Source organism: Protofrankia sp. CiP1_Cm_nod3 (assembly GCF_982290655.1).
Genome location: NZ_CEVIVD010000130.1, coordinates 1 through 12,873, shown reverse-complemented (window position 1 = coordinate 12,873; position 12,873 = coordinate 1). Strand labels below are relative to the sequence as shown.

11 protein-coding genes are annotated in these 12,873 nt (G+C 69.6%); 3 read left to right on the top strand and 8 right to left on the bottom strand.

Features of this window, described 5'->3' with window-relative positions:
• The 4 genes from AC5LUJ_RS19440 to AC5LUJ_RS19425 all read right to left on the bottom strand — a co-directional run.
• The coding region (locus tag AC5LUJ_RS19440) for an MFS transporter (RefSeq protein ID WP_493465442.1) at nucleotides 1-579 on the bottom strand (579 nt) is incomplete at its 3' end.
• Nucleotides 576-1,451, bottom strand: coding sequence for a hypothetical protein (locus AC5LUJ_RS19435; protein ID WP_493465441.1), 876 nt, complete (start codon nucleotides 1,449-1,451; stop codon nucleotides 576-578). The genes AC5LUJ_RS19435 and AC5LUJ_RS19440, both read right to left, overlap by 4 nt.
• Nucleotides 1,448-2,953, bottom strand: a complete 1,506-nt coding sequence (locus tag AC5LUJ_RS19430) for an MBL fold metallo-hydrolase (protein WP_493465440.1) — start codon at nucleotides 2,951-2,953, stop codon at nucleotides 1,448-1,450. The genes AC5LUJ_RS19435 and AC5LUJ_RS19430 overlap by 4 nt, the downstream gene beginning before the upstream one ends.
• A gap of 113 nt (nucleotides 2,954-3,066) precedes the next feature.
• Nucleotides 3,067-3,213 carry a hypothetical protein gene (locus AC5LUJ_RS19425; RefSeq protein ID WP_493465439.1) on the bottom strand — a complete coding sequence of 49 codons (147 nt, stop codon included), beginning with the start codon at nucleotides 3,211-3,213 and terminating at the stop codon, nucleotides 3,067-3,069.
• A 323-nt stretch (nucleotides 3,214-3,536) separates the two neighbouring features.
• Here AC5LUJ_RS19425 and AC5LUJ_RS19420 point away from each other — a divergent pair, with 323 nt between their 5' ends.
• The 3 genes from AC5LUJ_RS19420 to AC5LUJ_RS19410 all read left to right on the top strand — a co-directional run bounded on the left by AC5LUJ_RS19420 (nucleotide 3,537) and on the right by AC5LUJ_RS19410 (nucleotide 6,213).
• A complete protein-coding gene (locus tag AC5LUJ_RS19420) occupies nucleotides 3,537-4,955 on the top strand; it encodes a helix-turn-helix domain-containing protein (protein ID WP_493465438.1) in 1,419 nt (472 codons plus the stop codon).
• Between the two features lie 361 nt (nucleotides 4,956-5,316).
• The gene (locus AC5LUJ_RS19415; RefSeq protein WP_493465437.1) at nucleotides 5,317-5,526 is read left to right on the top strand and encodes a BldC family transcriptional regulator; all 210 of its coding nucleotides are present in this window, start codon (nucleotides 5,317-5,319) and stop codon (nucleotides 5,524-5,526) included.
• A gap of 150 nt (nucleotides 5,527-5,676) precedes the next feature.
• Nucleotides 5,677-6,213, top strand: a complete 537-nt coding sequence (locus AC5LUJ_RS19410) for a transposase family protein (protein ID WP_493465436.1) — start codon at nucleotides 5,677-5,679, stop codon at nucleotides 6,211-6,213.
• On the opposite strand, the gene AC5LUJ_RS19405 is transcribed toward AC5LUJ_RS19410, so the two are convergent.
• From AC5LUJ_RS19405 to AC5LUJ_RS19390, 4 genes are all read right to left on the bottom strand, one after another.
• Nucleotides 6,194-7,786 carry an ISKra4 family transposase gene (locus AC5LUJ_RS19405; protein WP_493465435.1) on the bottom strand — a complete coding sequence of 531 codons (1,593 nt, stop codon included), beginning with the start codon at nucleotides 7,784-7,786 and terminating at the stop codon, nucleotides 6,194-6,196. The two genes, AC5LUJ_RS19410 and AC5LUJ_RS19405, sit on opposite strands and share 20 nt — an antisense overlap.
• Nucleotides 7,787-8,102: 316 nt before the next feature.
• Nucleotides 8,103-8,444: a group II intron maturase-specific domain-containing protein gene (locus AC5LUJ_RS19400; protein ID WP_493465434.1), complete on the bottom strand. Its 342-nt coding sequence runs from the start codon at nucleotides 8,442-8,444 to the stop codon at nucleotides 8,103-8,105.
• A gap of 633 nt (nucleotides 8,445-9,077) precedes the next feature.
• Nucleotides 9,078-10,184 (bottom strand): integrase core domain-containing protein, encoded by a 1,107-nt coding sequence (locus tag AC5LUJ_RS19395; protein ID WP_493465433.1) that lies wholly within the window; start codon nucleotides 10,182-10,184, stop codon nucleotides 9,078-9,080.
• Between the two features lie 121 nt (nucleotides 10,185-10,305).
• Nucleotides 10,306-12,279 (bottom strand): DUF6603 domain-containing protein, encoded by a 1,974-nt coding sequence (locus AC5LUJ_RS19390; RefSeq protein ID WP_493465432.1) that lies wholly within the window; start codon nucleotides 12,277-12,279, stop codon nucleotides 10,306-10,308.
• Between the last annotated feature and the right edge of the window lie 594 nt (nucleotides 12,280-12,873).

Below are 12,873 nucleotides of genomic sequence, written 5' to 3'. Positions count from 1 at the left end.
GGTCAGGGTGGCGGCAGCGACCGCGAACGTTGCGGCGTCGATGAGGAGGCCGACCGCGGCGTTGCCGAGCAGGAGCACGATCCCGGCGAGCGCGGGCCCGCCCAGGCGGATCATGTTGTTCGTCAGGGTTGTCAGCGCGACGGCGGCGTCGTGGGCGTGGTCGGGCACCGTTGCTTTGATCAGCGCCTTGTAGGAGGGCTGGTGGTAGGCCGACAGCGCGCCGACCAGGGCGGCGGCACCGTAGACCGCGGGCAGGGGCAGGTGGTCGGTGAGGAGACCGACGCCGAGTGCGAGGCTGACCGTTCCGGAGATGATGTCGGCGGCGAGAACGATCCGGACGCGGGAGCCGCGGTCCCCGGCGGCCCCGGCGAACGGGAGGAACAGCAGGCTGGCGGCGACCAGGACGCCGAGGACCGCGCCGACGTGGACCCCGGAGTGCGTGAGCTGGTAGACGGCGACGGTGATGACCGTGTCGAAGATGTAGTTACCGGCGCGGGAGACGCTTTGTCCGGTCCATAGCAGTGCGTATGGGCGGTGGGCCAGCGGGGTCAGCATCCTGCCGCGCGGGGTCGGGTTCACGGGGCGGTCAGGCCGTGCAGGGAGGACAGTCCGGTGGCGGTCGCGAACGCGGTCAGCGCACGGATCAGGGACTGGTCGTTCCAGTGGGCCCCGCGGTCGGTGGTGGCGGCGAGGTAGGCGCGGCGGATCCAGCGCGGGTCGAGGTCGAGCCCGGCGGCGTGCGCCACCGACGGCAGGGTGATCAGGTCGGGCATGCCGGTGAGGTCCGGGCGCAGGGTCTCCACATCGATGATCCGTACCGTGGTGTCGTCGTCGGCGCGGAGGTGTGCGGGTTTCAGGTCGAGGTGTCCCAGGGGTACGTGGGCGGGTCCGTGAGCGTCGGCGGTCACGTGCAGGAGCATGCACCAGGCGTCCGGATTACTGATCCATCTCGGGGGTGGCGCGGTCAGCGCGGTATCCAGCTGCCAGCAGGCGGTGGCTGTGACGAGGGAGGGATGCCAGCGGGCGGAGGCGGTGTGCACGGTCGCGATCGCGGCGACGAGGGCGTCGAAGGTGGTGGGCCGTGACCAGTTGGCGGGGCGGGCCACATGGTCCACCAGCAGGGTGTGGGAGGTATCGCAGGCGCTGCGCAGGCCGGGGAGGACGTTCTGCCCGGCCAGTAGTTCGTAGGCGAGGGTTTCACCGGTGTAGGCGTCGGGGTCCCCGTGGCGTTTGAGGACGGCGACCGGTGGATCCCCGAGGGTGAACACGGCTGTGCGGTAGCCGGCACGCAGGCAGCGCAGCGGGCCGCGGGCGTGGGGATGGAACCGGCTGATCAGGTCCTGGGCCTGGGCCGCGGCGGCGGTGGGGTCGGTGTCGAGGGGGGTGGCCAGCCAGCCGTCCGGTCGGATGCGGGTCGCGCCCGCCAGCGGCCCGGCCGGGTCGGGGCTCATGGGTGGCGGGCCGGGGAACCGCGCAGCGCGGCGACGGCCCGCGTGTAGCAGGTGCGGGCGAGGTCGGGGCGCTGGTGCTCCCCGTAGATGGCGAACAGGGCGTAGACGAGGGAGTCCAGGGGTTCACCGAGGTGCCAGCCCTGAAACGAGCCGCCGATGATGTCCCAGATCTGTACCTGGCCGCGTAGCAGGCCGACGAGGTCCTGGTAGTAGATTTCCGCGCCGAACGGGTAGGTGGCCATGGCCGCCTCGCGTCCGGTGGTGGGCACCGGCACGAACGCGGGTCCGGTGATGTCCCAGGCGTAGCTGTCCGTCGTGCCGGGGCTGCCGGGCGGGTCGAGCAGGCGGAGGACCGCCCGCTGCGGCCCGAGCGGGCCGGACAGATAGTCGTGGATGCCGCCGGCCAGCGCGCCGGTCCGGGTAGCGATCAGATGCCGGGCGAGCCGGGGAAGTTCGGCGGCGAGAAGCGTCCGGGCGTCGCTGATGTCGTCGGCGTGGATCAGCGGCGGGGCGATCGGGGTGGGTTCCACCGGGTAGGGGTCAGCGAGGAAGGCGCGTTGGCGGGCGTAGGCGGCCTGCTCGGCGTCGGTGTCGATACGCACCCAGCGGACCCGGTCACAACGCGCGGGCCCGCCGGCGGCGGGCAGGGTCAGACGGTCACCGGGCCGCGGGCCGTACACGGTGAACAGGTGTTGGAGGGCGTTGGCGGCGTCGGCGAGCCTGGCATGGTCGGCGTAGAGAAACGGGCCGTGCGGGCTGCGCGGGGCGATGAAACCGTTGCCGCACAGCGCGACCTCGCCGACACCGTCGAGCGGTTCCAAATAGCTGATCAGCAGGCTGTGGAGGATCTCGATGCCGGTCGTGCGGCGGCGGGGCCCGTCCAGGCCGGGGAGCAGGTTCGTGTCCGCGCCGAGTGCCCCGTAGGGGACGGTCTGGGCGTTGTTCGACACCACCGCCAACCGTGGCGGCAGCAGGGCACCGTCGGTGAGCTGCTCGACGTACAGGTCGCTGACGTCGGCGTCGACACCGATGAACACGTCAGCGCCGGCGGTGTCTACCAGCCGGATCAGCGGCTGGGCGACCCGGGACTCCCAGAACAGTGTCCGGGCAGCCGCCGGATACAGGAAGATCTCCATCTCGCCGGCCCGCAGCGGCTGCGTGTGGTCCAGCCGCCGCACCGTGAAACCCACCGCGCGGATCGCGTCGACCACCGCGGTGGGGGTGGTGACGCCGGTGTAGACCGGTACCCGCCGGTCGAGCAGGTCGAGGGACGGCAGGTGGAAGTGGTCGAGATGCTCGTGGCTGAGGACCACCGCGTCCGGGCGGGGCATCGCGGCGACGTCCACCGTGCGAGGCGGCCATAGCGCGAACTCCAGCTGCGGGCAGGCCCCGAACGCCGGGGTGGGGATCGGATCGAGCAGCACCACAGCGGTGCCGTCACTGATGTGCCAGCTTTGATGGCCCAGGAACGTCAGTTCCAGGCCGGTGGACCGCGGGGCCATGCCAGAGTCGTCCTTTCTGCTCTGCCGCGAGGGGCCGGCGGGCAGGGATCCCACGAAGGGGGAACGGGACCCCTGCCCGCCGACCCGGACAGAGCCAGGCGTTGACGGGGGTTCTACCGGTGGTAGGCCGTCGGGGCGGTGTCGGTGACACGGGCCGCGGTAAACGCCCGCACCCGGCGCTGCACGCGGGCCACGTCCTGGACGGTGACCTGCGCGGGTGCCGGAGCCGTACCGGTGGGCTGTCCGAGGGTGCTACTCATCGCCTTCCTCCTTCCTGAGGGCTTCGGGGCCGCGCGGACACGGCGGTTACCGGCACGCCGAAGGGACGAGCCGTGCTCTGGCCGCCTTGTCCACCGCCCCTCGATGGGGCTGGCATGCCGCCGCCGGGGCCGGTCTGCTGCTCATCGCCCCGGCGGCGACCGCTCCCAGCACACCGCAGGACGACGCACACAGGAAGGCCGTGGTAATGGCCTAATCAGTGGCCGTTTCAGTTGCCGTTTCCGGAAGCCGTCCGGGGAGCGACGTCGAGACGGCTAGTGTTACCGCGTTCAGTCACTCAAGCGACACGCAGGACGTGGCCGTCATGTCGAGAGACACCCCCGTACTGATGTTGCGGGCCTACCGGGAGTGGTACGGCCTCGAGCAGCACGAAGTTGCCTCACGACTGGTGCACCTTGCCCGGGCCATCGACGGCACGCACCCCGGGGTCAACGACGAGATGATCTCCCGGTGGGAACGTGGGCTGGTCCGACCACGACGACGCTACCGGCAGTTGCTGTGCACGCTGTACCAGGCGACAGAAACGCAGCTGGGATTCTGCCGGCCCCTCCCCGGGGAAACCGTCATCCACCCGTGGCCGCCGGTACCCGCCGGCGACAGCTCCTCCGCGGACACCACCATGGCGCTGCCCTGGAACGCGGAGGGCGGTTTGCAGGCGGCCCGGGGCATCCTCGACGCTGAAGGCATGGATCGTCGACTGTTCCTCACCGCCATGGGCACGGCGATCACCGAACCCGCCCACGGGTGGCTGTTCGCCCCACCCGTGGACTCCGTGACCCGGAACAGCGGCAGCCGTCTGCCCGCCACGGTCGTCGACCACCTTGACCAGATCATCGACCAGCTCCGCCGGATGGACGACCAGCTCGGTGGGGGTGCGCTACTCGGCCTGGTCCGCCAGCACCTCGCCTACGTCATCGGCCTCCTCGAGCATCGGCGTTACACCGACAGCGTCGGACGCCGCCTCCATGCCACCGCGGCCGAACTTCTCCGGCTGGCGGGCTGGCTTTCCTTCGACGCCGGTCAGCATGCCCCCGCGCAACGTTTCTTCGTCGCCGCGCTCCACGCCGCGCACACCGCCGGTGACCGCGCGCTCGGCGCCAACATCCTCGGTTTCGCTTCCTGCCAGGCCAAGGACCTCGGTCATGTCCGTGCCGCGGTGTCACTCGCTGAAACCGCCCTGGCCGGCTATCCCGGTGGAACACCCCGGGTGAGCGCGATCCTGCACCTGCGGGCGGCCGAGGCGTACGCCAACGACCAGCAGACCACCGGCTGCCGCACGGCGATCGACACCGCGTTCGACCGGCTGACAGACGCTGTTCCCGAGCACGGGGAACCCGGATGGTGCTATTGGATCAACGAGGCGCAGGCGCACGCCCAAGCCGGGTACTGCTATCTGAAACTCCACGACTGGCCCCGGGCGCAAGAACATCTCCACGCCGCCCTGTCCTTGCAGGACACGGCGTTCTCCCGCGAAGCAGCCCTCCGCCAGACACTGCTCGCCACCGCCTACGCCCGGCAGGACCCACCCGACCTCGACCAGGTAACAGCACTCGGCAGTGCCGCCGTCAACACCCTCACCGGGGAAGTCGACTCAGCCCGATGCGTCGGCCACATGAGCCGCCTGGCTACCCACCTTGCGCCCCACCGTCGGACACCAGCGGTCCGTGCATTCCTCGACCGCGCTGATGCGCTCACCGCTTCACCGTCCTCAAGGTCTGTATAAAAACGAACTCCAGGCGCAGACCCGAGACGTCGCCTCACGGTGCGGGCGGGCTCACGGTCGGCTTGGCTCTGTGTGGGTGCTTGGCCTCACCGGCTCTGGCTGGCCTGGCGCGGCCCCCAGCCCCGGCCGGCCCTGATAGCAGAACGTGACTATCAAAATCGATCGTTCCATGGCGTGATCGCCACGCCGGTCGGCAGCCGTATCAGCGATGCTCCGGCGGGTCACTCGCTACGGACCGTAGTGCCGCCCTGGTAGACGTGACCGACTCGTCACAATATGACCCTACCGGGTCACGCCCGAATTGCCCCCGAAGTAAAACCATCTGTATGTTAGACGAACACATTCTGTAACTGGAGGTTGCATGGCCACGACACGAGCACCACAAACCGCTCCTCTACTGACACCCGCTGAGGTAGCCACCATGTTCAGGGTGGACCCCAAGACCGTGACCCGCTGGGCCAAAGCCGGAAAACTGACCTCGATCCGCACTCTCGGCGGCCACCGCCGCTACCAGGAAGCCGAGGTCCGTGCGCTCCTGACCGGCATCCCCACCAGGGACGACACGGCCTAACCCACCCACCGTCAAGGTTCCCCGTTCCCGGGCCGGGGGAGCCTCGACACAGATCCTGCTACGCCACCGGCCCTGACCCCACAGACGACCCGTCCTCTGCCACGGGCCAGGGCATCGGCCGGTCGTATCGGGAACGGGGTGGGGCGTGACATGGCCACGTACACGGTACGCGTGACAGCAGTGACCTGGGTAAACACGTTTCTGATCTTCCTGCGTCGTGGACGATCGTTACCGGACGGTGGCTCCTCCGGAGAACGCGTGGCCGAAGATGTACGGCTACGGGTCGGCGGGGCCGGAACCCAGGTCCGCCGCCCGGCCGCCGGCCGGGCGGGACGCCGGGCGATCGTGTCCGGGAAGAAACGGCAGAACACGGCCACGGCCATCACGATCAGCGACAGTCAGGGCCGCGTCCTGTGGTCCGGGGCCAGCTGGTCCGGTCGGATGCACGACCAGACCGGGCTGCGCGTCGAAGGGATCGCCGAACAGCTCCGCCCGCACCCGGGGGTGCGGCTCATGGCGGACGAGGTGAGTGCTACAGGGGGCTGGCGAACGCATTCCCCGACCAGGTCGAGCTCCACCACAGAAACCAGCGGACACCGCCGGGCCCGGGTGCGTCTTCTTTGGGGGTGTGTCATGCCGGGATATTCGGGTCACGTGGCGGGCGCCGTTAAGGGCCTGCTGAGCTGAGGCCGAGGTCCGGGATGCTGGCGGCGTCGTAGCGGGCGAGATGGTGCTCTTCGAGGTAGCGCCGCTTGTAGGAGGCCAGGTAGGCGTCAAGGTCGCCGTTGATGACGACGGCGCGGAGGTTGAGGATGTCCTGGGCTCCCTCGAGGCCCCACCGGGCGCCCGTCAAACCGAATCGATCTTCGATGGCGTGCCTGCATGCTCCTTCGAGCATGCCTGTGGCGATCGGCCAGCCGCGGGCGAGTGCCTTGTCGTAGCGCATGTACGGGTGGTTGTTGGTCAGGTAGGTCACGGCCCGGTCGACGTCGCCGAGGTCGGTGCCGCGGGCACGTGGGTTGTTCCGGATCTCCGCGGCGAGGGATGCCAGCGTCGCGGCGACGGCCTTCGCGCGGCCGTGCAGGACCCGCAGCAGCTGCCCGTCGCCCCATGCGCTCACGGCGGTCGGCGGCTTGCCGGAGTTGAGCGGGACGGCGGCCTTGCGCACGTACTCGGCGACGTGGATGTAGTCGATGAAGATCGGGACCTTCAGGCCGCGCTGGTGCGCGTGCTCGTTGATGGCGGCGATCTGCTGCTTGTTGCCGTCGACGAGGGCGACCCGCTGGTGGGTGTGGAGCGGGTCGCGGCGGTCGGCCTCGTCGAGCGCCCGGCCGATCACCGCCGGGATGTCCTCGGTGATCGACGCGGAGACCCACGTGTCCGTCGCCGCGGGCCCGGGGTGCCCGGCGCGGCGCGCGGCCGGGGCGGCGAGGTCCTGCGGGACCCGGACGGCGGGGGTGAACCGGGCGACCGCGACGATCTCGGCCATCTTCTTCACACCGGGGTGGGCCGCGTCGCTTCCCGCGCGGGTGCGGTGCTCCGGGCGCACGGCGATGCCCTTGCCGTCGGCCCGCAGCATCAGCACGTCCCCGTCGGCCAGGCCGGCGGCGCCGCGGGCCCGCTGCTCGTGGAAGTCGCCGGTCCAGCGGGCCAGGCCAGCCGCGATCATGGACAGCTGAGCCCGCCCGACGGTGACCCCGGTCCGGTCGGCGATGACCTTCTGCGCCATCCCGTAGCCGCCGGTGACGAGGTGGTAGGCCGCCAGGGTGCGCATCCCCGTCGCGTAGCTGTCCGCGGGCAGGCCCCAGCGGGCATCCGCCGGGTAGAGGGTGTCCTCGCGCCGGTTGCGGTAGGCCAGCCGTTCCGCCTGGACCTCGCCGAAGATGCTGGTCAGGCCCCGGCCGTGGCCGTTCTCCACGCTGCCGTGCCGGATCCCCGCCGCGGACACCAGGTGGCTGACGCGCTGCTCGCGGGCGGTGTCGAGCGCGAACGTGGTCTGTAGCAGTGCCCGCTGCAGACCACGGCCGTCCGTACCGATCGTCGTCTCCCGGTCGCCGTGGTCCGCGCCCGCGGCACCGTCGACCGCCCATCTGATCATCGAGGAGAACTGCCGCACCGGGCCGGCGAGCAGGGCGGCGGTCTCGGGGTCCAGCGGGGCCGTGCTGCCGTCGTCGTGCACCTCGACCACTGTCACGGACACGGACATCGCCACCGCCGGGCCGCCGACCTGCTGGGGGACATGAACGCCAACACCGGCCATGATCCCTAGCGTCGGCCCCGGACCGGCCGACCCGGAACAACGCCCACGAGTCCACCCGTGGTCCCGCCCAACCGCGCGATGGCCGCTGACCAGCACAGATCACACTTTGTGATGCCCGCAACGCTCCTGAAGGTCCAGACGCTCCGAGGTCACCCATGTTGATGCAGCCATCAACCCAAAATCACGCCCTTGAAAAAGACGCACCCCGGTGACCTGCGACTTCGCCGCCTGGTGTGGTCGGGTGGCCCGGGGGGATCGCACCCCCGGGCTCCCACAGAACGGAGCGTGAGCCTCTCGGTTCACTCCGCTCTTCTCATCACATTCCGGCGAGCGTGCGTGCCCAGGCCCAGTGCACGAACAGCCCGGGCTCCCGATCGAGGAGCCCGGTCCACCATGCCTTGAACCGCTTGTACGGGCGAAGCCGTCTGTACTTCTTGCCAGCCCACCGCATCAGGCAGGTGTTGATGCGGTGCAGGAGGGGATTCAGCTGCGACCGGTAGAACCGGCCGTAGTAGTTCATCCAGCCCGCCACGACCGGGTTGACCAGCACGGCGAGCCCGCCCAGGTCATGCCTGGTACGCGTGTGGATTCGCCATCGGCGGACCCGCTGGCCCATTTTCTTAAGGGCCTCGGGACTGACCGCAGGCTGGAAACTCACGAACATTTTTCCGTCGGCTCCCCTGGCGCCCCTAGGCCGGAAGGTGTACCCCAGGAACGTGAACGAGGTGTGCTCGTACAAGCCACGCCGCCTGGAGCGCTGCTGTGCGATCTCATCCGCGAAGGACCGAATCCGACCTCGTCAACCCGCCGACGGACACACAGCGTCACAAAATAGGATCATGGCGTTGAGCCCACACCATCGCCCGACGAACAAGATCGTGCGGCTCGAGCCCGCATTGAGCCCACAAACCTCAGATGATCTTCCAAAGAAGATCTAGAAAATGGGATCACCGCAGGTCGCAGCCATGATCAAATGTGGGCCGCCAGGGGATCGAACCCTGAACCCGCAGATTAAAAGACCCCTGAAACACGTGTCGGAACATATCTACCGATATCCAAGAATGCCCGAACGCGCAGGTCACAGCGACCGCAGATGCCGGAGGGTACTATTGATTGTCAGACAGTTCCGCAACGTCCACACCCACAATGAGCACACGGAACCCATCGTTTTCTCGGACAACAAGCAACCGCGTACGTTACCCACAGTATTTAACAACCTGTGGGGCCCCAGAATCCCGATTTGGCCTTTGAGCTGACCTTTTGCGGTTGATGCGATCTTCCGCGGGAGGTGTCAGGCGGCGTTGCGATATTCGCTGATCAGCCCGCCGAGGATGCGTGTGCGACGGACGGTGGAATCCGACGTCGGGGCGAGCACGGGTGGCGAGTCGGGTGGGTGCTGGCTGAGGGAGCGGTGGGGCCGGTGGGTGTTGAAATGCTCGGTGTAGCTGCCGAGGACCGACATCAGGTGCCGTTCGGAGACGATCAACAGCCTGTCGGTGCATTCGCGACGGACGGTGCCGATCCAGCGTTCCGCGATCGCGTTCGCCGTCGGGGCTTGCGGCGGTATGCGCACCACATCGATGCCGGCTCCGGCGAAGACGGCGTCGAAGGAAGCCGTGAACTTCGCGTCGCGGTCACGGAGGAGGAAGCGGAACCGGTGGCTGCGCTCCTCGAGGTCCATCAACAGGTTCCGGGCATGCTGGGTGACCCAGGCTGCGGTCGGCTGTTTCGTGACCCCGAGAACATGAACACGACGGGTGGCGTGTTCGACGACGAAGAACACGTAGATCCGTTGGAGGAACACGGTGTCCACTGTGAAGAAATCGCAGGCCAGCAGGCCGGAGGCCTGGGCGGACAGGAACGTGCGCCAGGAGATGTCGGCCCGGCGGGGTGCGGGGTCGATGCCGGCGCGGTGCAGGATCCGCCAGACGGTGGCGACTCCGACTGGGTAGCCCAGCCCGATCAGTTCTCCTTGGATCCGGCGGTGGCCCCAAGTCGGATTCTCCCGTGCGAGGCGCAGGATCAGATCGTGGATCTCCCGGCGAACCGGTGGCCGTCCGGGGGTCTTGTGTGGGTAGGTCCATTTCCGTGCGAGGAGTTCCCGATGCCAGCGCAGCACGGTGGCCGGGGTGACGAAGAACGAACCCCAACGGGCCCGGGGTAGCAGCCGGGACAGGGCTGCGAGGATGACACGATCCGCCGGTTCCAGGGCCGGGCGGTTCACCTGCCGTCGCAGCACCGCCACCTGGTGCCGCAGGACGAGGAGCTCCACATCTTTCGCGGTGTCGCCGCGCACGCGGAGCAACATCAGTCCGAGAGCGTTGCGCATCAGGGCGTAGAGCAGCGACCACACCATGACCATCCAGCCTGCCCGACACGGGCCCCGTCCGGCAGGCAAACACGCAGGTCACTGCTCGAATCGGGGTTCTGGAGCCCCACAGGGCACGGCGGCACCGCCTTTCAGCTGCTCGGTACGACGTCGACGGGAAGACGAGGGTGACCGCCGGGCGGGTCTGCCCTCAGGCGGGGACGAGCATCGGTTCGGCGGTGAACGCGGTCGCGGCCGTGCGGGCATAGCCGGGCAGTTCGGCGTCGCGCTCACCGAGATCCAGGCCGAAGCCGGCGAACGCGGCGGCGAGCTGCGTCCGGGTGGCCTGCTGGTCCGGCGCGTCCACTCCGGCCACGATCAGGGCGATCGTGCCCGGCCGGCGGACCGGCGGCGGACCGGGCAGCGCAGCCGGGTCCAGCGGCATCGGACCGTCCGGCGCAATCGGGTCGAACGCGAGGGCCTGCTCGGACATGTAACCGGTGGAGGTACCGTAGTCGACCGGCGGGGAGGAGTAGTGGGCGCCCGTGAGCTGGTCGTGGACAAGCTGCTCACCGGGCCGCGGCAGGATGTCCCCCCGGCCGGTCCCCCACATCGCCTGCGGCACGCTCACCCGGGTCTCCGCCACCGACCAGCGGGACAGACCACCGTCCTCACTGTCGCGGGTCAGTGTCACCCGGTGCGCACTGTCGAGGTTCTCCACCTGCATCGGCCGGATGTCGAGCCTGTCCCCATGGACGACCGGAGTCTGCGCGGTGTCGAGATAGATGCCGGTGACCGGGACAGCCGAGTCGGTGCTGAAGGTGAACCCGGACTCCGAGACCTGCCACGGCGCCCGCGGGCCGCCGCACCGGTCGTCCTCGTTGTACCCGTCCGCCACCAGGCCCGACACCGCCATCACCCGGACCGCCGTGTCCGGCGGCGGGAGCATCCGGGTGAACTGCGCCCAGTCCAGCGGCGGCGGCATCCGGTCACGACCCGCCCCGAAGTCGATCGTGAACGAGACGAACCAGAGACTGATCTTCGCCTCACCGCCGGTCGGCGGCCCCCAGACCCGCAGGTCCGCACCGACCTCCACCGTGATCGACACCCGGACAAATGCGATCTTCACCGTGGCCGACACCCCGACCGAGACCCCGATCCCGATGTCGAACCGGAACGGATCCCACTGCACCAACGCGTCCGCGTAGGCGGTCAGCCACGCCCGCAGCGCACCGGAGTGGAACTTCACCTCCAACCGGCCGCCGGCCATGACCGCCGACGGGGTGATCGCGAAGTAGCCTCCGCCACCGACGGTCACCTTCGACCCGAGCCCCCAGCTGATACCGAGCTGCGCGAGTCGCGGATAGCCCGACGGGGGCTCGTAACCGGGGTGATAGCCACCCATACTCAGCGCGAAATCCCCAGCCTGGGGATGCGCCCCGAACCAGACCTTCAGCCCGACGCCGCCGTGAATCGCGCAGTCGTCGTCGAACACGTAGGAGTCCGGGGTGAGCGCGGTGCCCAGACTGAGCTCCCCGGCGCTCGGACGCACCACGATCTCGACCGCGAACTCCAGCCGGGCGTACTTCGTGTTCCCGTGCCGGGGGAACTCGGTGCCCCCGACGCCCACGAGCGCGATCGTCAGGTCGTTGCCAGCCTGCACCAGCAGCATCGCCCGACCAAAGATCGTCTCGAAACAGGAGAACGCCAGGCCCGCCGCCACCCACAGATCCCCCTGTGACGGCCTGACCCACGGATTGGCACCGCCGGTCAGAACCCGCAGCACCGTCATCGGATCTGACAGACCCTCCTCGGGCGCCCCGATCGCACCTGGATTGTCCAACGCGGCCAGGAACGGGAAGTCGGCGACCGACGTGGCCTCCGGCACGCGGATCGCACTGTTCCAACCCATCCCCGCCGCGATCCCACGGACCTGGAAGGCCGGCGGGCCGACCCCCGTCTTCCGTCCCAGCGACCCGAAACCGAAGAACGACGGCGCCGCGTCACCCTTCGGGACCACATAGGCGCCCATCGCCGTCCCGTTGAACACCCCCGTGTCGACCATCAACACACCGGCGAGGGCCGCTGCGTATGGATCCGGGGCAGGAAACGGGGACAACCCACCCGCCACCCGCAGGGGCGGGTACTCGTAGTTGACGGTCACACCCTGACCACCCGAAGGCACCCCAGGATCCGTCCAGCCCCGCGTGGCAGGCAGCCGCGCCGGCACCGGGGCGGGGATGAGCGTCAGCCGACCGGCCCGCGTCCGCGGCGGAACCAACACCACGAACTCGCCCGTCCGAGCACTGACCATCGCGACCGGCCCCGGCCGCCGGGGCACACGTCCCGCCTGCCGCGCCCCAGAGTCGGGCGGCCAGTATCCGCGGACCGCGCCCTCGCCTGCAGCCACGTCCGGTCGAGAACCTGGTCGGCGACGGCGCAGCGGAACCAGCACCGCACGCCTGGCCGCCGGCAGCACCAGCCACTCGCCGGCCTCGACCGGCCCGGCCAGAAGAGCCTCCGGCACCGGGACTCCGCCGATCTCCGCAAGCCGGCCCGCGATCCGCGCACCCTGCGCGGCTGTGACCGGACGGCTCAGCGACAACACCTGCCAGCCCGAACCCCCGCTGCTGTCCCCCGCGACGGCCGGGCTGCCATCGGCGATCACCAACCGCAGCGCACCCTCAGGCGGCCACCCGTCGGGTTCGACGGCCTCGCCCGACCCCAGGTTCCTCCCTCCAGGCCTTTCGGCGCGCCTACGGTCCTCGCCGTCAGGCAC